Origin of the sequence: Bradyrhizobium sp. HKCCYLRH3059, assembly GCF_051168035.1 — a bacterium.
Taxonomy (GTDB): Bacteria; Pseudomonadota; Alphaproteobacteria; order Rhizobiales; family Xanthobacteraceae; genus Bradyrhizobium.
Genome location: NZ_JBNPUF010000004.1, coordinates 364,076 through 385,785 on the forward strand (window position 1 = coordinate 364,076; position 21,710 = coordinate 385,785).

Sequence of the window (21,710 nt, forward strand, 5' to 3'; positions counted from 1 at the left end):
CGAAAACCTCAAGGACCAGACGCGGATGGCGGCAGTTCGGAACCCAACTTGGCAGCAGTATGACCTGCCCGGGCCGCGGCTGCCAAGCGCCGCGTGGCGGGCCAGTCACAATCATGAAATTTTGACCGTATTTTCGGGGCGCCACGCCACAGCCATTTTGTCGACGGATCAACGAGATGGTAATGATATTCACTGCTCTTGGAACGTCACGGCGACAGCGGCCTTGGGGGACCCGTTTCAAGGGGGGCTGCAGCGCTCGTTCCGGGACTGCTGATTGGGGATCGAGCGCAGACGATGGGGTCCATCGACAGGTACATCTTTCGCACGACGCTGGCGTCGTTCGCGCTGGTGTTGGTCAGCCTCACCGGCGTTATCTGGATTACGCAGGCGTTGCGCGGCATCGATCTGATGACCAGCCAGGGCCAGACGATCCTGACCTTCCTTGGCATCACCGGGCTCGTGATTCCCTCCCTGCTCGGCGTCATCGCGCCGATCGCGCTGATGATCGCGGTCTCGCACACGCTGAACAAGCTGGCGACCGATTCGGAGATCATCGTCATGAACGCCGCCGGCATGTCGCCGATCCGGCTGTTCGTGCCGTTCGCCTATGCCACCTGCGCGGTAGCCGTGCTGGTGACGGTGATCGCCGCCTTCTTCGCCCCCGACGGCCTGCGCCGGATCAAGCAGTGGGATGCCGAGATCACCGCCGACGTGCTCGCCAACATCCTACAGCCCGGGCGGTTCGCGCAGCTCGACCAGAACCTGACCATCCGGATCCGCGAGCGCCAGCCCGGCGGTGAGCTGTCCGGCATCCTGATCGACGACCGCCGCGACCCCAAGGAGCGAATCACGATCATCGCCGAGAAGGGCACCGTCGTGAAGAATGCCGACGGCTCGTTCCTGGTGCTGGAGGACGGCAATCTCGAACGCTTCGAGCTCGGCAAGCGCGAGCCGGCGATGGTCGCGTTCGCCCGCTACGCCTTCGACATGTCGAAGTTTTCGAACCAGGGCCGCGACGTCACGCTCGGCATCCGCGAGCGCTATCTGTGGGAACTGATGGCGCCCGCCGAAAGCGATCCGATCTACAAGCAGATCCCCGGACAATTCCGCCAGGAATTGCACGACCGCTTCCTGGCGCCGATCTATCCGTTCGCCTTCGCAGCCCTTACCTTCGCATTCCTGGGCGCGCCGCGGACGACACGCCAGAGCCGCAACTTCTCGTTCGGCAGCGCCATTCTCGCCGTGTTCGGCGTCCGCATGGCGGGTTTCGCCTGCTCGGTCATGACCGTGAAGACGCCGATGGCGGCGCTGGTGCAGTACCTCATGCTGTTCGGCGTGCTCGGCCTCAGCATCTGGATCATCATCGGCGGCGTGGTGGTCGAGCCGCCGGCGCGGCTGATGGAAGCCATCAACCGGTCGAACGCGCGGATCGCACGCCTGTTCGGAAGGCCGGCCACCGCATGAGCATGGTCACCAACACGCTCGGGCGCTATTTCGCCGGCCGCTTCCTGGTCTCGGCGGTCGGCGTGTTCGCGAGCATCTTCATCCTGCTCGTGCTCGTCGACTACATCGAGATGGTACGCAAGACCTCCGGGCTCGCCTCGGCCTCGGCGCTGATGGTGGCGGAAACGTCGCTGTTCCGGGTGCCGCAATTGCTCGAGAAGATGATGCCGTTCTGCGTCCTGATCGGCGCCATGACGTGCTATCTCGCGCTGTCGCGCCGGCTCGAGCTCGTGGTGGCGCGCGCAGCCGGGGTCTCCGCCTGGCAGTTCATCGCGCCGGCGCTGGCAAGCGCCATCGTGCTCGGGCTGATGGCGACGACCCTCTACAACCCGATGTCGGCAAATCTGCGCGAGCTCTCCAAGCGCATGGAGGCCGAGCTGTTCGGCGCCGCCCCGGGCGGCGGCGTGCAGGACGCGGCCGGCTTCTGGCTCAACCAGATCAACCCCGACGGCTCTGTCATCATCAATGCCGCGCGCAGCGAGCAGCAGGGCGTCCGCCTGACCGGACTGACCCTGTTCCGTTTTGATACGGACAAGCACTTCAAGGAACGAATCGAAGCGCGCGAGGCGACCCTGGAAGAAGGCCGGTGGGTCTTCCGGTCCGTGCGCCGATTCTCCCTCGATGCGCCGCCGGTCGACGAACCGACGTACATTCTTCCGACCAGCCTGACGCCGGCACAGGTCCGAAACAGCTTCTCCACCCCCGAAACTGTGTCGTTTTGGCAACTTCCGACATACATCCGCTCGTCGGAGAGCTCGGGCTTCGCGACCGCGGGGTACAAACTGCAGTATCATAAGCTGATCGCGCAGCCGTTTTTGCTGGCTGCGATGGTCATGCTGGCTGCGTCCGTGTCGCTCAGGTTCTTCCGAATGGGTGGCGTACAGAAAATGGTTTTGAGTGGCGTGGGCGCCGGGTTTCTGCTCTACGTTCTGTCGAAAGTAACTGAAGATTTGAGCAAGGCTGAGTTGATGAATCCGATCGCTGCGGCGTGGCTGCCGGTGTTCGTCGGCGGCCTCACGGGCTTCATGGCCTTGCTCTACCAGGAGGACGGCTAGTGTCGTTCGTTGCCGTCCGTCAGACAGCGCTCGCCGCGCTTCGGCAGCATGCCGTTGCGCGCGTCGGTTGCGCGCGCGTGCGTCGCGCCGGGTCTGGCGTACTTGGATTCGTTTTGGCCTGCGGGCTCGGCCTGATGGTCGCTGCTGCGACCGCGGTCGTGGCGCCGACCCCTGCCGTCGCGCAGGGCTTCACCTACAATCCGCGCCCGCCCAAGGCGCCGCCGCCGCGCGTCGCCAACGACAACCAGATGCTGGTGCAGGCGACCGAGGTCGATTACGACTACAACAACTCGCGCGTGTCGGCGGTCGGCAACGTGCAACTGTTCTACAACGGCACCTCGGTCGAGGCCGACCGGGTGATCTACGACCAGAAGACCAAGCGCCTGCATGCGGAAGGCAACATCCGCATGACCGACGCCGACGGCAAGATCACCTACGCCAACAGCCTCGATCTGTCGGACGACTATCGTGACGGCTTTGTCGATTCGCTGCGCGTCGAGACCGAGGATCAGACGCGGATGGCGGCGACCCGCGCCGACCGCTCCAAGGGCAATTACACCGTCTTCGAGAACGGCGTGTACACCGCCTGCGCGCCGTGCAAGGACGATCCGAAGAAGCCGCCGCTGTGGCAGGTCAAGGGTGCGCGCATCATCCACGACCAGACCGAGAAGATGCTGTATTTCGAGAACGCCCAGCTCGAATTCTTCGGCGTTCCTCTGGCCTACATCCCCTACTTCTCGACGCCCGATCCGACCGTGAAGCGCAAGAGCGGCTTCCTGATGCCCGGCGTCACCCAGACCGGCGGCTACGGCTTCGGCGTCGACATCCCCTATTACTGGGCGATCGCGCCGGATTACGACGCGACCTTCACGCCGCGCATCACCTCCAAGCAGGGCGTGCTGCTGCAGACCGAGTTCCGCCAGCGCCTCAGCAATGGCGGCTATCAGGTGCGCCTGTACGGCATCGATCAGCTCGACCGCAACGCCTTCGCCGGCCAGCCGGGCGACCGCCAGTTCCGCGGCGGTGTCGACACCAAGGGCCAGTTCGCGCTCAACGACAAGTGGGTCTGGGGCTGGGACGGCATCCTGCTGTCCGACTACATGTTCCTGTCGGATTACCGGCTGGCGCAGTACCGCGACCCGTTCAACTCGTTCATGAGCCTGCCGACCGAGGCGATCTCGCAGCTGTATTTGACCGGCGTTGGCAGCCGCAGCTTCTTCGACGTCAGGGCGATCCACTATCTGAGCTTCTCGGGCAACCAGCAGACCGTGCCGGTGGTCTATCCGGTGCTGGATTACTCGAACGTGCTGAACTATCCCGTGTTCGGCGGCGAGTTCAGCTACAAGACCAACTTCGTCAATCTGAGCCGCCAGACGGCGGTGTTCGATCCGATCACCACCACGGCCAACACCAACGGCCTGTGCACGACGACATCGGCTGACCCGCTTGCGCGCCTGCCGACGCAGTGCCTGCTGCGCGCCACGCCCGGCACCTACACCCGCCTGACTGCGCAGGCGGAGTGGCGGCGGTCGTTCACGGATCCCTACGGCCAGATCTGGACGCCGTTCGCGATCCTGCGCGCGGATGCGATCAACGCCAACGTCTCGAACCAGCCGGGTGTGGGCAACTTCCTGCAGACCGGCGACACCCAGGCGCTGCGGCTGATGCCGACGGTCGGCCTGGAATATCGCTACCCGTTCATCAACGTTCAGCCGTGGGGCACTACGACGATCGAGCCGATCGCGCAAGTGATCATCCGGCCGAACGAGACCTATGCCGGCCGGCTGCCGAACGAGGACGCCCAGAGCATGGTGTTCGACGCCAGCAACCTGTTCAGCGTCGACAAGTTCTCCGGCTACGACCGCGTCGAGGGCGGCGGGCGCGCCAATGTCGGCGTCCAGGCGACCACGCAGTTCGACCGCGGCGGCACCATCAACGTGCTGTTCGGCCAGTCCTATCACCTGTTCGGGATGAACTCGTTCGCGGTGCAGGACGCCAACAACACCGCCATCGGCTCCGGCCTGGACAAGAACGTCTCGGACTACGTGGCGCGGGTCGACTACTCGCCGAACCGCACTTACACGTTCAGCATGCGCAGCCGGTTCGACCAGCAGACCCTGAACATCCAGCGCTTCGAAGCGGAAGCCAAGGCGAACTTCGACCGCTGGTCGGTGGCCCTGACCTACGGCAACTATGCTGCCGATCCGGCGATCGGTTATCTCACCCGTCGTGAGGGCATCCTGGGCAGCGGCTCGGTCAAGGTGGCACCGAACTGGGTCGTGACGGGCGCCGCGCGGTGGGACCTCGCTGCCAACAAGATCAACCAGTATGTGATCGGCGCGGGCTATGTGGACGACTGTTTCGTGCTGGCCGCCAACTATGTAACGTCGTATAACTATACGGCAGGCACCACTCCACCCGTTCTGAGCCATGCCTATATGCTCCAGATCGGGCTTCGGACGCTTGCCACGACCTCGTCGACGGGAACCGGGGCTGGCGGCCTTCAGTAGTGCGCGCCAGTCTCCGACGGGCCGCTCCGTGGGGTTCGAAAGTCCCTCGTCTGGAGCCGTGGCGCGGCTTCCAGTTGGATCAATAGCGACAGCGAAGCTTGGTCATGACGATCGCGTTCTCTCCTCGCCTTCGGGCCCTGGCCATCTGCACTCTTGCCGCACTCGCCTGCGGCATCGGAACGATGTCGGCTCGCGCCCAGAGCATCGTCGTCATGGTCAATGGCGATCCCATCACCGACTATGACATCGAGCAGCGCACCAAGCTGAACTTCCTGAGCACGCGCAAGCATCAGTCCCGCCAGGAGATCATCGACGAGCTGATCGACGACAAGGTGAAGATCAAGGAAGGCAAGAAGTTCGGCGTCGAGCCGACCGCCTCCGACGTCGACCAATCGTTTGCTGGCATGGGCTCTCGCATGCGGCTCAACCCGGAACAGTTGACCAAATCGCTGGAGAGCCAGGGCGTGCGGCCGGAGACGCTGAAGGCCCGCATCAAGGCGGAGATCGTCTGGAGCAGCCTGGTGCGCGGCCGCTACAAGGAGCGTCTGCTCGTCTCCGACAAGGACGTGGCCGCGGCCGTCGCCGCTGCCGGCGGCGACGGCGATCAGCAGGGCCAGGCGTTCGAGTACAAGATGCAGCCGATCGTGCTGATCGTGTCGAACTCCTCGAACCAGGGCTTGATGGAAGCACGTCACAAGGAGGCGGAAGCGCTGCGCTCACGGGTGCAGACCTGCGCCGAAGCCAACAACATCTTCAAGACGACGGCGAACGCGGTCATCAAGGAGATCGTCGTCAAGACGTCCGCCGACATTCCGCCGAATCTGCGCAAGCTGCTCGATGACACACCGATCGGCCACCTGACTCCGCCGGAAGCGACGCGGCAGGGCATTCAGATGGTGGCGCTCTGCTCGCGGACTCCGACCACGATCGACACGCCGAAGAAGCGCGAGATCAAGGAGCAGATGTATACCAAGAAATACGAGGCCACCTCCAAGGCCTATCTGCAGGAAGTCCGCAAGGCGGCGATGATCGAATATCGCTGATGACGAAGCCGCTCGCGCTGACCCTGGGGGAACCGGCAGGCATCGGCCCCGACATCACCCTGCAGGCGTGGCTGCGCCGCACCGAGCTCGGCCTCCCCGCCTTCTACGTGCGCGGTGATCCTGCCTTCCTGGCTCAGCGCGCCAAGCTGCTCGACCTCCCCGTCACCGTGGACGAGGTTCGTCCCGAACAAGCGGCGCAGGCGTTTGCGACCGCGCTGCCCGTGGTCCCCACCGGGCACGCCGTGACGGCCCCGCCGGGCCGCCCGGACACGACGAGTGCCGAGGCGGCCATCGGCTCGATCCGGGAGGCCGTGGCCGACGTGAGGGCCGGACGCGCCAGCGCCGTCGTGACCAACCCGATCGCCAAGGCCGTGCTCTACCGTGCCGGCTTCTCGCATCCCGGCCATACCGAATTTCTCGCCGAGCTCGCCGCGGATGGTGGAGCCACGCCACAGCCGGTCATGATGCTGTGGTCGCCTGTTCTCGCCGTGGTGCCCGTGACGATCCACGTCGCGTTGCGCGATGCGATCGACCAGCTGACGAGCCCGCTGATCACGTCGACGACGCGAATCGTCGCGGCGAGCCTGCGCCGCTATTTCGGCGTATCGCGGCCGCGCATTGCGATGTCGGGCCTCAATCCGCATGCGGGCGAGGACGGCACGCTCGGCACCGAAGAGGACACGATCATCGCGCCCGCGATCGCAACCTTGCGCAATGCCGGCCTCGACGTGCAGGGACCGCTGCCGGCAGACACGATGTTTCATGAAGCCGCGCGCAAGACCTATGACTGCGCCATCTGCATGTACCACGATCAGGCACTGATCCCGATCAAGACGCTGGCGTTCGACGACGGCGTCAACGTGACGCTCGGCCTGCCCTTCATCCGCACCTCGCCCGACCACGGCACGGCGTTCGACATTGCCGGCAAGGGCACCGCCAATCCGGCGAGCCTGATCGCGGCGCTCGAGCTCGCGGCGCGCATGGCCAGCCAGTCGTCATGAGCGCGATCGACGACCTCCCGCCGCTGCGCGAGGTCATTCGCGATCATCAGCTGTCGGCGCGCAAGGCGCTCGGCCAGAACTTCCTGCTCGATCTCAATCTCACCGCCCGGATCGCGCGCGCCGCCGGCCCGCTGGAGGACTCCACCGTGGTGGAGATCGGCCCCGGTCCGGGAGGTCTGACGCGGGCGCTGCTCGCGCTCGGCGCGCGCCACGTGATCGCGGTCGAGCACGACGAGCGCGCGATCCCGGCGCTGCAGGCGATCGCCGCGCGCTATCCGGGGCGGCTCGAAATCGTCTGCACCGACGCCCGGACCTTCGACGTCCGTCCCTACCTCGGCAGCACCAAGGCGAAGATCGTCGCCAACCTGCCCTACAACATCGCGACGCACCTCCTGATCGGCTGGCTTTCCGCAGAGCCGTGGCCGCCCTGGTACGACATGATGGTGCTGATGTTTCAGCGCGAGGTCGCCGAGCGCATCGTCGCGCGCGAGAACGAGGACGCCTATGGCCGGCTCGGCGTGCTCGCCAACTGGCGCTGCGAGACCAAGATCCTGTTCGACATCTCGCCATCCGCCTTCGTGCCGCCGCCGAAGGTCACCTCGTCGGTGGTGCGGCTGGTGCCGCGCCTTTCGCCCGAACCGTGCGACCGCCGCTCACTCGAGCAGGTCGCGGCCGCCGCCTTCGGCCAGCGCCGCAAGATGCTGCGGCAGAGCCTGAAGTCGCTGCCGGCGGATCCCGCGCGGCTCGCGGCCGCCGCAGGCGTCGATCCCACCCGCCGCGCCGAGACCATTCCGGTGTCGGGCTTTGTTGCCATGGCCCGCGAATTGACCAATAGTCGCGACGCGAACAAGTCTTAATCAACAAGCATTTCAGGGAGTTTCATCATGGCGTTGATGCGCCGTCAGTCGCTCGTCAAGTTCGACGCACCGCTGTGCGAAACCATCGTCGAGACGCCGAAGCCGCAAGGCCGGGAAGTTCTGGTTCGCATCGAGCGCTGCGGCCTGTGCCACTCCGACCTGCATATCCAGGACGGCTATGCCGATCTCGGCGGCGGCAAGCGCCTGGACACCACGCGCGGCATGACCCTCCCCTTCACGCTCGGACACGAGATTGCCGGCGTCGTCGATGAGGTCGGACCCGACGTGCCGAAGGAACTGATCGGCGCGCGCCGCGCAGTGTTTCCGTGGATCGGCTGCGGCCAATGCCGCGACTGCGCCAATGGCGACGAGAATTTGTGCGCCAAGCAGCGCTTCCTCGGCGTCTCGATCGACGGCGGCTTCGCCACCCACGTGCTGGTGCCGGATGCGAAGTATCTGCTGGAATACGATCCGCTGCCGGTCAACCAGGCCGCGACGCTGATGTGCTCCGGCGTAACGGCCTATGGCGCGCTCAAGCGCCTCGTGGATCGGCCGCGCCAGCGCAATCTGCTGCTGATCGGACTCGGCGGCGTCGGCATGATGGGCCTGTCGTTCGCGCAGGCGATGTTCACGCAACCGATCTCGGTGGCCGACCTCTCGGCGGCCGCGCGCGAGACCGCACTGAAGAATGGCGCCGCGACGGCCTACGATCCGGCCGAGCCGGATGTGATCAAGCGCATCCTCAAGGAGACCGAGGGCGGCTTCGACGAGGTCGTCGATTTCGCCGGTAACGAGAAGTCGATGGCCTTTGCGGTCGCCGTCGTCGCACGCGGCGGCAAGATCGTCGTCTCCGGACTGATGGGCGGCCAGTTCACCCTGCCGATGGTTCAATGGGTGTACAAGCGCATGACCATCGAGGGCTTCATGGTCGGCACGCTGACTGAGGCGCACGAGTTGATGGCGCTCGCGCGCGCCGGCAAGATCAAGCCGCCGCCGATGCGCGAGGAGCCGATGGCTGACGTACAGAAGTGGATCGATGCACTGCGCGCCGGCCATGTGGTCGGACGTGTGGTGCTGACGAACTAACCCCTCGCCCGTTGCGACATCGCACGCGGCGGCGGTGCTGCACCGCTGCCGCTGTGGCCAATCATTTGTCCACAAACGTAGAGGTTGTCGGCGCCGCGCCTCGGATCCCTGAGGGTGAACAGCCAGGTCCATCTTCACGGATGTGACCGATTTGGCGCGCTAGCGCGGCCAAAATCGCGGCGGGATGCGGATCCTTTTGTGGGAAAAAAGCCGCACTCGGGCACGAAAGGATCGCGACAGAATTAATCCGGAATTGCGGCTCATTGCCACCCAACTTCTCTCCGAGAACGCGCCGTTGCGTAAGCGTATCCGGAGTCTTCAATGGCAAGCCGAACGGCAGGAGTTGCGTTTGCCATTGCAGCCGGAATCGCCGGCACCGTCGTGCTCGTGCTGCCGCGCGTCGTGTTGGCGGCGGAGGAATGTCTGACTGAGCCGACGGGAGAGAAGTCCGACGCGCAACGCTGGTACTATCGTTTCGATCGTGGCACCAATCGGCGTTGCTGGTATCTGAAAGACGCCAACGGCAATACCCGTGACGCCGCGGCACCGATGCGGGCCGCGCAGCAGCCGACTCCCTGGGACTTCGCCCAGCCCGCTCCACCCAAACTGACGCCGAGACGCAGCGATGGCCCGGTCGCTCGCACCAGCGACGCCCTCGCCGAAGCGCCGCAGCCGCGGCTGCGTGCCGATCTCGCCGTGCGGGGCACGCCGAAGCCGCAGAATCTCGCCACGCCGACGACGCTGACGGCATCGGACACCAGCCTGCCGCGCAGCCTCGATAGCTCGCCCTGGCCCTCTGCCCCGCCGCAACAGGCGGACCCGATCGCGGCCGATGCGCCACCACCGGCAATGGCCGACGACGGCAATGCGGAGCCGGACGCGAATGCGGCGCCGACTGCCGACGGGCCGATCATCGCACCCAAGCCGAGCAAGCCCGAAGCGCCCATCCACGTGCTCATGCTCGTGGTCATCGGCGCACTCGCGATTTCAGGACTGCTGGCGAGCGCGCTCTATCGGCTCAGCCGGATGGGACGGCGGCAACGGCGCAACGGCAGCTGGCACGCGGACGCAGTACGGATGCGCCGCAGTCGCATCAAACCACGGTCCAAGGCGCCGCAGGGCGGGATGCGTGCGAGCCGCGGCAGCATGCCGGCGGCACCATCCCATCCAGGCGGCGGCCGCGGCTCCCAGCCGGCTTCGGCGCTCGACCTCGCCAGCGCGCGGCTGTCCGCTTCAACGGACCAGATCGACCCCCGTGCGCAGCGACCGGCGCCGTCTCCCCAGCATCAGGATCACCCGGCCGTGGCCGCACGCCGACGCGACCGGGACGCGGCTGCGGAGATGCAACGATCACAATCCACCGACGCAGTATGGCAGGCGGTCGATGAGTTGGTGGATCGCGCAGCAGTGCGCCGGGCCGAGCCTTCCGGGGCACAGATCGCTGCGACCAACGCGCCGCCATCGCCGGTTGCCGCAACTGCCGCATCGCCTGCTGCTCCGGCGCAGGCACAACTGACGGCTGCCCAGATGGCCGCCGCGCAGGCCGCTGCCGCCAAGATTGCAGCAGCCCAGGCGAGCGCCGCCGCTGCAGCCGCCTCGCCGCGCTCGCCGACCTATGCGGCACCGACCGCGCCCACCGAGCCCTGGCCGGCGGCGCAGCGGGTTGAACCAGCGAATCCCACCCGCATCCAGGCAGCCGCAGCAATGCCGCCAGCCGCCCCGCCACCGGCGCAAGCTGCCGCGACCGCCGCCCCACCTGCCCCTGTCGACGTCAGCGAAATCGTGTCGGCGCTGCGCAAGGCCCGAAGCAGCGATGCCACGTCCCCCTCTGCCGGCGCTCCGATCGACGCCGCCAAGGTGATTGCCGCGCTGCTGGTGTCGCGCGCGGCCAAGCGGCACGCCACGCAACCCGGCGAGGCTAGCGATGATCCGGCTGCAGCGGCCCTCGCTGAGACCGCTCCGCCAACGCAGGCGGACGCTGCACCCCGGACCACGCAGGCGTCGCAACACCTGACGAACCATCCGCGTGGCGGCCAGCCCGTCGCTCAGCCCGTTCCCGGGACGCCCGATCAGCCTGCCTCCCCGCGCGCGCCGTCAACGGCACCAGCCGATCCAGCGGCCGCACTGATCGAGACGCTTCGCGCGCATGCGGCACGACAACCGGCCCCTCAGCCTGACGATGACATCGCCGTGGGCGGACCCGCGATGATGTCGGAAGCCCCTGCCGCCGAAGACGATGAGCTCGACGATCCTGCGGCGGCGCTGATCAACCTTCTGCAGTCGCGCTTTTCATTGCCCGAAGACGAGCTGGAGGCAGAGCCGCAGCAGGAGGAGTTCTCCGTCGAGGCTCAGCAGGACGTCGCGCACATGCATGATGATCCCGCGGCCCGACTGATGAGTCTCCTGGAATCGCGGTCGTCGATCCCCGCCGCGCTACCTATCGACAGACCGCAGGCGCAGCAGCAGCCACAGCGCCCGTCGCAGCAGCGTCCCCTGTTCGTGCCGACGCCGTTCGAGGATCCGGCGACCCCGCCGCTCGACTTCATTCCGCGGCCTCCGGCGCTGCGGCCGCGGCCGCGCAACATTCAGCAGGATGATGAGCTCGACGGCATCCAGGACATCCTGGCGCGCCTCGGCCGGCGGGCGTAGACGGAAGGCGTTTCAGCTCTCGAGCTGGCGCTGCAGCTCGCGCACGAAGGTCGTCAATCCGGTCCGGCGCTCGCGCTTCAGGCGCTCGGCCTTGAGGATCGACTGCACCTCGGCGAACGCATCGTCCACGTTGCGGTTGATGACGATGTAGTCGTACTCCGCCCAGTGGCTCATCTCGTGGCTGGCGCGGCTCATGCGCCCGCGGATGACCTCATCAGAGTCCTGCGCGCGCGTGTGGAGACGCTTCTCCAGATCGGCGGCGGACGGCGGCAGGATGAACACGCTGACGACGTCCTGCCGCGCCTTCTCGCGCAGTTGCTGCGTGCCCTGCCAGTCGATGTCGAACAGCACGTCCTGGCCCGCCGACAACGCCGCTTCGACCGGCGCGCGCGGCGTGCCATAGCGATTGTCGAACACGGTGGCCCATTCGAGCAGCTCGTTGCGCTTGGCCATGTCCTCGAAGCGCGCCCGGTCGACGAAGTGATAGTCGCGTCCGTCGACCTCACCAGGCCGCATCGGACGCGTCGTCGCCGAGACCGACATCCGCAGGCCCGACATGCGCTCGATCAGCAGGCGCGACAGCGTCGTCTTGCCTGCCCCCGAAGGCGATGACAGCACGAACATCAGCCCGCGCCGCTCGACCCCATCGAAGCTTCCGTCGTGAGCCGCCATGGATCACTCCAGATTCTGAACCTGTTCGCGAAACTGCTCGACCACGGTTTTCATCTCGAGGCCGATGTTCGTCAGCTCGATGTCGTTCGACTTCGAGCAGGTGGTGTTGACCTCGCGATGGAATTCCTGGGCGAGGAAGTCGAGCCGGCGGCCGACGGGCCCGCCCTTGCCGAGCATCTCGCGCGCCTGCGCGATGTGCGAGGCGATGCGATCGAGCTCCTCGCGCACGTCGGCCTTGGCCGCGATCAGCAGCGCCTCCTGCGCCAGGCGATCGGGATCGAAGCGGTCGGAGGTTTCGAGCAGGGCCGCAACCTGTTCGGCGAGCCGCGCCTTGATGGCTTCCGGCTTGCGTCCCGGCGACGCCTCTGCCTTCTTCGCCAGCGCCTCGATCTCATCGACGCGCTGATTGAGGATCTGACCGAGCGTGTCGCCCTCGCGCCGGCGCATCTCGACGAGATGCTTCAGAGCGGTGTCGAACGCCGCGATCGCCGCCTCTTTGGCGGCCTTGTCCTCGGCCTCGTCACTCTCCGGCTCGGCTACCTCGATCACGCCCTTGATCGACAGCAGCCCGTCAATGCTCGGTGCGACCGCGTCAATCCTGCCGGCGAGCGAGCTCGCCATCTTCACCACCGCAGCCAGCACGTCCTCGTTGATTCGTACCGTCGACCCGGCCTCGGTGCGCTTGACGGTGAGATTCGCATAGACCGTGCCGCGCGACAGGACTTCCGTTGCGCGCTTCTTGGCGAAGGCCTCGACCTCGTCCCAGCCCTGCGGCAATCGCACCCGGACGTCCAATCCCTTGGCGTTGACAGACTTCAACTCCCACTCGAACGAGTAGGGACCGCTTGCCCCGTGGCTACGGGCAAAGCCGGTCATGCTCGACAGCGCCATTTCGTCCATGTCTCCGGCACATTGGGAACGGGGACAGACTCAACCCCCGCCGAAAGTGCGCGAACCTTACGGCCTTTTGGGCAAATGTTAAGCCCGGTTCTGCGCGGCCGACATGCGTGGGAAATTATTGCTGAACGACCGGCGGGCTCGGCTGCGCGGCGCCCTGACGGGCGCCGTTGCCAGGTGCGGCCCCCGGTGCAACTCCGCCGGTGGCGCGGTTGGCCGGCGGCTTCTTCGCGCCCGCCGGTGCCCTTGGCGCGGCCGCCCCGGCCGCGGGATCCACCGCTCCGCCGGCGACGGCAGGCGGCGCCTCGTCGGGCTCGACGGTGTCGTTCTGGGTCTGCCGCTCCATCGCCCTGAGCTTGGCGACGTTCTTCTGGTGCAGGTCGTAGGTTTCGGTGAAAGCATGGCCGCCGGTGCCATCGGCGACGAAATAGAGATCGCGCGTGCGCGCCGGATTGGCCGTCGCCTCCAGCGAGGCGCGGCCGGGGTTGGAGATCGGTCCCGGCGGCAGGCCCTCGATCACATAGGTGTTGTAGGGCGACGGCTGGGTGATCTCGCTGCGCTTGATCGGACGGCCCAGCGTGCCCTTGCCGCCGACCAGACCATAGATGATGGTCGGATCGGACTGCAGCTTGATCCTCTGCTTCAGCCGGTTGACGAACACGGCGGCCACCCGGCTGCGCTCGTCGGGCTTGCCGGTCTCCTTCTCGACGATCGAAGCCAGCGTCACCAGCTGCTCCGGCGTCCTGACCGGCAGATCCGGACTACGCCGTTCCCAGATCTCGGCCAACACGCGCTTCTGCGCCTGCTGCATGCGTTGCACGACCTGATCGCGGCTGGTGCCGCGCGGAAACTTGTAGGTCTCCGGCAACAACGTGCCTTCGCGCGGAATCTCGCGGACGCTGCCGGTGAAGATCTCGTTCTCGGACAGGCGGGCCACGATCTGCTCTGACGTCAGGCCCTCGGGCACGGTCACCGAATGCTGCACGACCTTGCCTTCGACGATGACGCCAATCACGTCGCGCAACGATGCATTCTTCTGGAACGCATACTCGCCCGGCTTGAGGTCGGAACTGGCCTTCAGGGCATAGACTCCACCGATGAAGATCCACGGATTGACGTCGATCACACCTTCACGCGCGAGCACGTCGGCAATATCGCGTTTGCCCGCGCGCTGCGGGATGTTGACGACCTTGTCCTCCTGCAGCGGTCCTGCCGCTTCCAGGATCTGCCGTCCATAATAGTAGGCCGCGCCCACGCCGAGCATGGCCAGGATGAGCAAGGTGATGATCGCGTTGCCGACAACCACGAACGGATTGCGGGCGCGGTCGGAGCGGCGCGGCGGCGGCGGCACGCGTTCCGGCTCCAGCGCTGCGCGCGGGCTGCGGGGCGAGATGGGCGGCCGTTCACTCATCGATGCAACCTTCAGTCCTGTCGCTCTCGTCGTGGCCGTGCGCTCCCCAACGCAAGCGACCTGAAGTCCACGCCCATTTAACGATTCGTCATCTCGTCATCGAATACGGCGAAAAGGTGTTTTCGCCGGGCCTCACCGCCATGCGCATCCACTTACCGCATCGGCGCCGAAGGCCTACCTGCGAAAGACACGCGAAGTCTTGGGTTCTAGTGTGGCTGCAGTCGGATATCCGCGTGACCAAGCGACAATCGGCCCGAGCGGCATCCGTCCTTCCGCACTAGGTCACCACGCGCCGCAAAACCACCGACGCGTTGGTGCCGCCGAAACCAAACGAGTTCGACAGTGCCACGTTGATCTCGCGTTTGCGAGGTGCATGCGGCACGAGATCGATCGCGGTTTCCACCGACGGGTTCTCCAGATTGATCGTCGGCGGGGCGATGTTATCCCGAATCGCGAGAATGCTGAAGATGGCTTCGACGGCGCCGGCCGCGCCGAGCAGATGTCCGATCGACGATTTGGTCGACGACATCGAGATCTTCGAAGCGGCATTGCCAAGCAGGCGCTCGACCGCGCCGAGTTCGATCTCGTCGCCGACTTGAGTCGAGGTGCCGTGCGCGTTGATGTAGTCGAGGTCGGCGGCCGTGATGCCGGCGCGCTTCAGCGCCGCACTCATGCTGCGAAAACCGCCGTCGCCGTCCGGAGATGGCGAGGTGATGTGATAGGCATCTCCGGAGAGTCCGTAGCCGGAGACCTCGGCGTAGATCCGCGCGCCGCGTGCCTTGGCGTGCTCATACTCCTCGAGCACGACCACGCCGGCGCCCTCGCCCATCACGAAGCCGTCGCGATCCTTGTCGTAAGGGCGCGACGCGCGCTCGGGCGTCTCGTTGAATCCGGTCGACAGCGCGCGCGCCGCGCAGAACCCGGCCATGCCAATTCGGCAAATCGGCGATTCGGTGCCGCCGGCGACCATGACATCGGCATCGCCGAGCGCGATCAGGCGGCTGGCGTCGCCGATCGCATGCGCGCCGGTCGAGCACGCAGTGACGACCGAATGATTGGGACCCTTGAGCCCGTGCTCGATCGAGACATAGCCCGAGGCGAGATTGATCAGACGTCCGGGAATGAAGAAGGGCGACACTTTGCGCGGACCACGCTCCTTCAGGAGGATCGCAGTGTCGGCAATGCCCGAGAGGCCCCCGATGCCGGACCCGATCAGCGTGCCGGTGGCACAGCGGTCCTCTTCCGTCGCAGGATGCCAGTTGGCGTCATCGAGCGCCTGACGCGCCGCAGCCATCGCGAAAATGATGAAATCGTCGACCTTGCGCTGGTCCTTGGGCTCCATCCACTGGTCGGCATTGAAGGTGCCGTCGGAGCCATCGCCGCGCGGCACCTGACAGGCCACCTTGGCGGGAAGATCGGAGACCTCGAACGACTCGATCAAGCGCGCACCGCTCTTGCCCTGAAGGATGCGCTGCCAGGTCGTTTCCACACCACAGCCAAGCGGCGAAACCATGCCAAGGCCAGTGACGACAACCCGCCTCATGTTCGTTTCTCCAGACCCGACCTTGAGCGCTTGTGCATCGGCTGACGGCCGTCGCCGCACCTCGGGTCAATTGTTCGAGTAACATGTTCTGGCCGGGCAGCGCGTCCGAATCGTCCATCGCCAGCCGCCAGATGACGGCTCATCACGACGCCGCCAACAGCAAGAAACCGGTCGACCGCACAAGACGGATCGGCCGGTTTCGCGCAACTCTCGCCGGAGCGTCAGCTCTTGGCGTTCTTCTCGAGGAACTTGGTGGCGTCGCCGACGGTCAGGATCGTCTCCGCGGCATCGTCCGGAATCTCGCAACCGAACTCTTCCTCGAAGGCCATGACGAGCTCGACCGTATCGAGGCTGTCAGCACCGAGGTCGTCAATGAAGCTCGCGTTGTCGACCACTTTCTCGGGCTCGACACCAAGGTGTTCGACCACGATCTTCTTAACCCGCTCGCCAATCTCACTCATCGTTCAAACCTCGTGCTTGTTCCTTTAAGACCCGACCCCCGGATGATCCGCATCACCCCGGCCGCTAAACTTCCTTCGCGATCGCGCAAAACCAGATTTGCCCCGCAGCGCCCCTTTACCGAAATTTGGCGGACGACTTGCGGTCCGAAAACTTCGGAAACGGGGCCACTCACAAACTCCAATCCACAGTCTCCATGAGGCCGGTACGCCTCCGATCCAGAGCGCTCAAACAGGAACCCGGATCAGCAGCACCAGCCGACGGAGGCCCGGCGAACGATGGCAGCTCGCCCCGCCAATATACAGGGTTTGGAAATCCTGCAATGGCGTTCTTCGTGCCCCAATCAGCCGCCCGGTTACCATACGCGCGAATCATTGACCACACGGCCCGGTATAGTGGTCGCGACGTCTTTTCGCCGCATTCCGAGCCACGGCAGAGCCTAGATCATGGCCATGCCGCCATTGACGTGGATGGTCTGCCCCGTGACATACGCCGCCTCGTTGGAGGCGAGGTACACCGCAGCTGCAGCAATGTCCTCCGGCGTGCCCAACCGCGCCGCCGGCACCTTGGCGAGGATCGACTCGCGCTGCTTCTCGTTCAGAGCGTCGGTCATCGGTGTCTTGATGAAGCCGGGTGCGATGCAGTTGGCGGTCACGCCGCGTTTGGCATATTCGGCGCCGAGCGTCTTGATCATGCCGATGATGCCGGCCTTGGACGCCGTGTAATTGCCCTGCCCCGGATTGCCGGTGACGCCGACGATCGAGGTGATCGCGATGATGCGGCCGAAGCGCTTGCGCATCATCAGCTTGGTGGCGGCACGCGAGAGACGGAATGTCGCGGTCAGGTTGACCTTGATCACCTCGTCCCAATCCTCGTCGCGGAGCTGCACGAACAGGTTGTCGCGGGTGACGCCGGCGTTGGCGACGAGAATGTCGACCTGCCCCATCGCCTGCTCGGCAGCCGGCACCAGCGCCTCGACCTCGGCCGCGTCGGACAGGTTGCAAGGCAGCACATGCGCACGGCTGCCCAGCTCGCCGGCGAGGGTCTCGAGCACCTCGCGCCGGGTGCCGGAAACGGCAACGGTCGCCCCCTGGGCATGCAAGGCCTTCGCGATCGCGTTGCCGATGCCGCCGGTCGCGCCGGTCACCAGCGCGGTCCTGCCACTCAGATCGAACATCCAACTCTCCTCAATGCCGCTTCCAGGCGGCCACTTACGACGTTTTCGCCGCGGCCAGCGCATCCTTCGCGGCCACGATATCCGACGGGCCGCCGACGGCGACGCCGACCGCACCATCCGCGATCCGCTTGACCAGGCCGCTGAGCACCTTGCCGGCGCCGATCTCGAAGAACCGTGTCACGCCCTGGCCCGCCATATATGCGATCGATTCGCGCCAGCGCACCGTACCCGTGACCTGCTCGACCAGGCGACGGCGAATCTCGTTGGGATCGCTGATCGGCGCCGCGAGTACGTTCGAGACCAGGGGCGAGGCCGGCGCCTTGATGGTGACCCTGGACAGCGCCTCCGCCATGACGTCCGCCGCCGGCTGCATGAGCTTGCAATGGAACGGCGCGGAGACCGGCAGCAGCATGGCGCGCTTGGCGCCCTTGCCGCGGGCGATCTCGACGGCGCGATCGACGGCTGCCTTGTTGCCGGACACCACCACCTGGCCGCCGCCATTGTCGTTGGCAGCCTGGCAGACCTCGCCCTGGGCCGCCTCTTCGGCGACCGCGACAGCCGCCTCATAATCCATCCCGAGCAGCGCGGCCATGGCGCCGACGCCCACCGGAACGGCCTTCTGCATGGCAAGCCCACGGGTGCGCAGCAGGCGGGCAGTATCCGCAATCGTCAGGCTGCCGGCGGCGGCCAGCGCCGAGTATTCGCCCAATGAGTGACCTGCGACGAAGGCGGCGTCGCGTCCGACCGAGAATCCGGCCTCGGTTTCCAGCACCCGCAAGGTTGCCATCGAGACCGCCATCAGAGCGGGTTGGGCATTTTCGGTCAGCTGCAGGGTCTCGGCCGGACCTTCCCAAATGATGGTCGTCAGCTTCTCACCGAGGGCGGCATCGACCTCCTCGAACACCGAGCGAGCCACCGAGAAGGAGTCCGCGAGCGCCTTGCCCATGCCGACGGCCTGGGACCCCTGCCCCGGAAAAGTGAATGCTGCCGTCATGGCCGCCCCCTGAACGTTCCAAAATCCCTGGAATTGAGTAACTTTGGCCGGAAAGACACTGGCCGGCCCTGTGATGTCAAGCACGTGACGGGCGCAATTCGACCACTTTCCCTTGCCTTGGCCCCGAAAATCGGTATAAGGCGCGCCATCCGTGGATCCCGAGCCGGGAGCTGAACGGACGGTCCCAGCAAATCACCTTGCTCAACCTTGGGGATTTAACCTCTCCAAGCTGTCCAGGCGACTTTGATGTGGCAGGGCCAGTCGGCCCGTCGTCCCGTGTTCCCGCCTTCTGAGCTGACGTCTGCGAGTCCTTTCCACAAGGTCTCGAAGGGCTTGACGCCGGGATTTGCGCCAACTTGGAAAGGACAGCCATGCCGCTTTACGAGCATGTTTTCCTCGCGCGTCAGGACGCGAGCACCCAGCAGGTGGAAGAACTGACGGCTCAGATGACCGGTATCGTCGAAGGTCTCGGCGGTAAGGTCACGAAGTCCGAGAATTGGGGCGTTCGCTCCCTCACCTACCGCATGAACAAGAACCGCAAGGCCCACTTCGTGCTGCTCAACATCGACGCTCCGTCCGCGGCGATCGCCGAGATCGAGCGCCAGGAGCGGATCAGCGAAGACGTGATCCGCTACCTCAGCGTCCGCGTCGACGAGCTCGAGGAAGGCCCGTCGGCGATGATGCGCAAGGCCGATCGCGACCGTGAGCGCGACGACCGCGGCGGTGGCTTCCGTGGTGAGCGCGATGGCGGCGGCTTCCGTGGCGATCGCGGTGACCGTGGCGATCGCGGCCCGCGCCGGCCCCGTGACGAAGAAACTGCGGACGAGGAGTAAGATCAATGGCTGAAGCCCCCGCACGTCGCCCGTTCTTCCGCCGCCGCAAGACCTGCCCGTTCTCCGGGCCGAACGCGCCGAAGATCGACTACAAGGACTCCAAGCTGCTGATGCGCTACGTCTCCGAGCGCGGCAAGATCGTGCCGAGCCGCATCACGGCCGTGTCCGCCAAGAAGCAGCGCGAACTCGCGCGCGCCATCAAGCGCGCCCGCTTCCTCGGCCTGCTGCCTTACGTCATCCGCTGATTGCGGACCTCGGACCGGCGGCCCCGCGCCGCCGGCTCCTTCCGTTGAATTCTCATAAGGCTTCCGGGTCGTCCGGTCGCCGATGGTTGGGGCGAAGGCGCCTCTAACCGCTCGAAGGGAGCGGGACAGCTGATGATCGGAACGCTTCTCATCGCGCTCGCGGCAGGCGCTGCCTCCGCCGTCATGTTCGCCTCGACCGGATCGGGCGTGATGACAGCGCTCGTGCTTGCGCTGCTCGCGCCCGTGCCGCTGCTCGTCGCCGCAATCGCCTGGGGCCGGCTTTGCGCCGTCATCGGCGGTCTCATAGCAACCGCTTGCGTGCTGGCCATCTTCGGCTTCGATCGCGCTCTCGCCTTTGCCGTCTCCGTGACGCTGCCGGCCTGGTGGCTCGGCCACCTCGTCCTGCTCGGCCGTCCGACGACCAGCCCGTCCGGCCAGGATGGCATCGAATGGTATCCGCCCGGCAACATCCTGCTGTGGATCGCGGTGATCGCAGCGCTGATTGCCGCGTTCTCCTTCGGCACCGACATGACGGCCACCAATCAGGGTCTCAGGCGGCTGCTGTCGCGCGTGCTCAGCAATACCGTCACGTCGACCGACGCGGTCGACATTCCCCGGCTGGTCGAGATCCTGGTCTTCATGGCGCCGCCGATGGCCGCGGTGATCATGACCACGATCCTGTCGCTCAACGTCCTGGCGGCCGCAAAGATCACGGCGATCTCCGGCCGGCTGATGCGCCCATGGCCGCGCCTGCGCGACACCAAGCTGCCGCTGATGACGCTGCCGGCGCTGTTTGCGATCATCGCGTTCTGCTTCCCGGGCGGGCTGATCGGCATGCTGGCGCGAATCGCCGCCGCAGCGCTGCTGACCGCCTATGCGCTCACCGGATTCGCGGTCCTGCATACGCTGACCCTGCCGCTGCGCACCCGGCCGCTTTGGCTCGGTCTCGCCTACGCGCTGATGCTGACGTTCATCTGGCCGATCCCCATGCTGGCGATGATCGTCCTCGGCCTCGCCGACGCCGCCTTCGACCTCCGTCACCGTTACGGCCCGCGGCAGCCGCCGCCTTTGCCGGTGCCGTAAAAGTTCAACCTCACACCAACCGCTTCCGAACATCACAAGGAGAACATCATGGAAGTCATTCTGCTGGAACGTGTCGCCAAGCTCGGCCAGATGGGCGAGATCGTGAAGGTCAAGGACGGGTTCGCCCGCAACTTCCTGCTGAAGCGCAAGAAGGCGCTGCGGGCCACCGCCGAGAACAAGGCCAAGTATGAGGGCATGAAGGCCGAGCTCGAAGCCAACAACATCAAGGCCAAGGGCGAGGCGGCCAAGGTCGCCGAGAAGATCGACGGCCGCGACATCGTCATCATCCGCCAGGCCTCCGAATCCGGCCAGCTGTTCGGCTCGGTCTCGGTGCGCGACATCGTCGCCGCGCTGGCCGCCGACGGCATCACCGTGAGCCGGCCGCAGGTCTGGCTCGACGCCCCGATCAAGACGATCGGCAAGCAGACGATCACCATCGCGATCCACCCGGAGGTCGAGACCTCGGTGACCGTGACGGTCGCCCGCAGCGCCGACGAGGCCGAGCGCATCAAGCGCGGCGAGGACATCTCGACCCGCCAGGAAGACCGCGACGCCGCCGCCGAAGCGATCGCGGCCGCCGGCGAGTTCTTCGATCCGGAGGCCCAGGACGAGGGCGCTGCCGGCGAGCCTGCGCAGCAGTAAGCGCGCTAGCCCATTTGCGGAAAAGCCCGGCTCACCGAGCCGGGCTTTTT

At 66.0% G+C, this 21,710-nt stretch carries 19 protein-coding genes; 12 read left to right on the forward strand and 7 right to left on the reverse strand.

What is annotated here, in order from left to right; genetic code table 11:
• The first annotated feature begins 294 nt into the window (after positions 1 to 294).
• The 8 genes from lptF (at position 295) to ACQR13_RS15635 (ending at position 11,704) form a co-directional block, all read left to right on the forward strand.
• Positions 295 to 1,464, forward strand: coding sequence for an LPS export ABC transporter permease LptF (lptF, locus tag ACQR13_RS15600; protein WP_434840980.1), 1,170 nt, complete (start codon positions 295 to 297; stop codon positions 1,462 to 1,464).
• Positions 1,461 to 2,558, forward strand: coding sequence for an LPS export ABC transporter permease LptG (gene lptG, locus ACQR13_RS15605; RefSeq protein ID WP_315712392.1), 1,098 nt, complete (start codon positions 1,461 to 1,463; stop codon positions 2,556 to 2,558). Before lptF ends, lptG begins: the two co-directional genes overlap by 4 nt.
• Positions 2,558 to 5,068, forward strand: a complete 2,511-nt coding sequence (locus tag ACQR13_RS15610) for an LPS-assembly protein LptD (protein ID WP_315712394.1) — start codon at positions 2,558 to 2,560, stop codon at positions 5,066 to 5,068. Before lptG ends, ACQR13_RS15610 begins: the two co-directional genes overlap by 1 nt.
• A 104-nt stretch (positions 5,069 to 5,172) precedes the next feature.
• Positions 5,173 to 6,111 carry a SurA N-terminal domain-containing protein gene (locus ACQR13_RS15615; protein ID WP_315712396.1) on the forward strand — a complete coding sequence of 313 codons (939 nt, stop codon included), beginning with the start codon at positions 5,173 to 5,175 and terminating at the stop codon, positions 6,109 to 6,111.
• Positions 6,111 to 7,112: a 4-hydroxythreonine-4-phosphate dehydrogenase PdxA gene (gene pdxA, locus ACQR13_RS15620; protein WP_315749955.1), complete on the forward strand. Its 1,002-nt coding sequence runs from the start codon at positions 6,111 to 6,113 to the stop codon at positions 7,110 to 7,112. Before ACQR13_RS15615 ends, pdxA begins: the two co-directional genes overlap by 1 nt.
• Positions 7,109 to 7,969, forward strand: coding sequence for a 16S rRNA (adenine(1518)-N(6)/adenine(1519)-N(6))-dimethyltransferase RsmA (rsmA, locus tag ACQR13_RS15625; protein WP_434862960.1), 861 nt, complete (start codon positions 7,109 to 7,111; stop codon positions 7,967 to 7,969). The genes pdxA and rsmA overlap by 4 nt, the downstream gene beginning before the upstream one ends.
• A gap of 27 nt (positions 7,970 to 7,996) precedes the next feature.
• On the forward strand, positions 7,997 to 9,055 hold the full coding sequence (locus ACQR13_RS15630) for an alcohol dehydrogenase (protein ID WP_434862961.1): 1,059 nt from the start codon (positions 7,997 to 7,999) through the stop codon (positions 9,053 to 9,055).
• Between the two features lie 321 nt (positions 9,056 to 9,376).
• Entirely contained in the window at positions 9,377 to 11,704 is a 2,328-nt protein-coding gene (locus ACQR13_RS15635; protein ID WP_434862962.1) for a hypothetical protein, read from the forward strand.
• Positions 11,705 to 11,716: 12 nt separating this feature from the next.
• Here ACQR13_RS15635 and gmk read toward each other — a convergent pair whose 3' ends face one another.
• The 7 genes from gmk to fabD form a co-directional block, all read right to left on the reverse strand.
• Positions 11,717 to 12,376 carry a guanylate kinase gene (gene gmk / locus ACQR13_RS15640; protein ID WP_172109343.1) on the reverse strand — a complete coding sequence of 220 codons (660 nt, stop codon included), beginning with the start codon at positions 12,374 to 12,376 and terminating at the stop codon, positions 11,717 to 11,719.
• 3 nt (positions 12,377 to 12,379) lie between these two features.
• Positions 12,380 to 13,267, reverse strand: coding sequence for a YicC/YloC family endoribonuclease (locus ACQR13_RS15645; protein WP_434862993.1), 888 nt, complete (start codon positions 13,265 to 13,267; stop codon positions 12,380 to 12,382).
• A gap of 124 nt (positions 13,268 to 13,391) precedes the next feature.
• Positions 13,392 to 14,684, reverse strand: a complete 1,293-nt coding sequence (gene mltG, locus ACQR13_RS15650) for an endolytic transglycosylase MltG (protein ID WP_434862963.1) — start codon at positions 14,682 to 14,684, stop codon at positions 13,392 to 13,394.
• 277 nt (positions 14,685 to 14,961) lie between these two features.
• Entirely contained in the window at positions 14,962 to 16,227 is a 1,266-nt protein-coding gene (gene fabF / locus ACQR13_RS15655; protein ID WP_315712404.1) for a beta-ketoacyl-ACP synthase II, read from the reverse strand.
• 221 nt (positions 16,228 to 16,448) lie between these two features.
• Positions 16,449 to 16,688 (reverse strand): acyl carrier protein, encoded by a 240-nt coding sequence (locus ACQR13_RS15660; protein ID WP_006610957.1) that lies wholly within the window; start codon positions 16,686 to 16,688, stop codon positions 16,449 to 16,451.
• 437 nt (positions 16,689 to 17,125) lie between these two features.
• On the reverse strand, positions 17,126 to 17,863 hold the full coding sequence (gene fabG, locus ACQR13_RS15665) for a 3-oxoacyl-[acyl-carrier-protein] reductase (protein WP_434862964.1): 738 nt from the start codon (positions 17,861 to 17,863) through the stop codon (positions 17,126 to 17,128).
• Between the two features lie 34 nt (positions 17,864 to 17,897).
• Positions 17,898 to 18,857 carry an ACP S-malonyltransferase gene (fabD, locus tag ACQR13_RS15670; RefSeq protein WP_315749949.1) on the reverse strand — a complete coding sequence of 320 codons (960 nt, stop codon included), beginning with the start codon at positions 18,855 to 18,857 and terminating at the stop codon, positions 17,898 to 17,900.
• 371 nt (positions 18,858 to 19,228) lie between these two features.
• Here fabD and rpsF point away from each other — a divergent pair, with 371 nt between their 5' ends.
• From rpsF to rplI, 4 genes are all read left to right on the forward strand, one after another.
• Positions 19,229 to 19,690: a 30S ribosomal protein S6 gene (gene rpsF / locus ACQR13_RS15675; protein ID WP_315712423.1), complete on the forward strand. Its 462-nt coding sequence runs from the start codon at positions 19,229 to 19,231 to the stop codon at positions 19,688 to 19,690.
• Between the two features lie 5 nt (positions 19,691 to 19,695).
• Positions 19,696 to 19,935 (forward strand): 30S ribosomal protein S18, encoded by a 240-nt coding sequence (gene rpsR, locus ACQR13_RS15680; RefSeq protein ID WP_008963441.1) that lies wholly within the window; start codon positions 19,696 to 19,698, stop codon positions 19,933 to 19,935.
• Positions 19,936 to 20,067: 132 nt separating this feature from the next.
• Positions 20,068 to 21,018 (forward strand): hypothetical protein, encoded by a 951-nt coding sequence (locus tag ACQR13_RS15685; protein ID WP_315712425.1) that lies wholly within the window; start codon positions 20,068 to 20,070, stop codon positions 21,016 to 21,018.
• A 48-nt stretch (positions 21,019 to 21,066) separates the two neighbouring features.
• A complete protein-coding gene (rplI, locus tag ACQR13_RS15690) occupies positions 21,067 to 21,660 on the forward strand; it encodes a 50S ribosomal protein L9 (RefSeq protein ID WP_315826786.1) in 594 nt (197 codons plus the stop codon).
• Positions 21,661 to 21,710 lie beyond the last annotated feature (50 nt).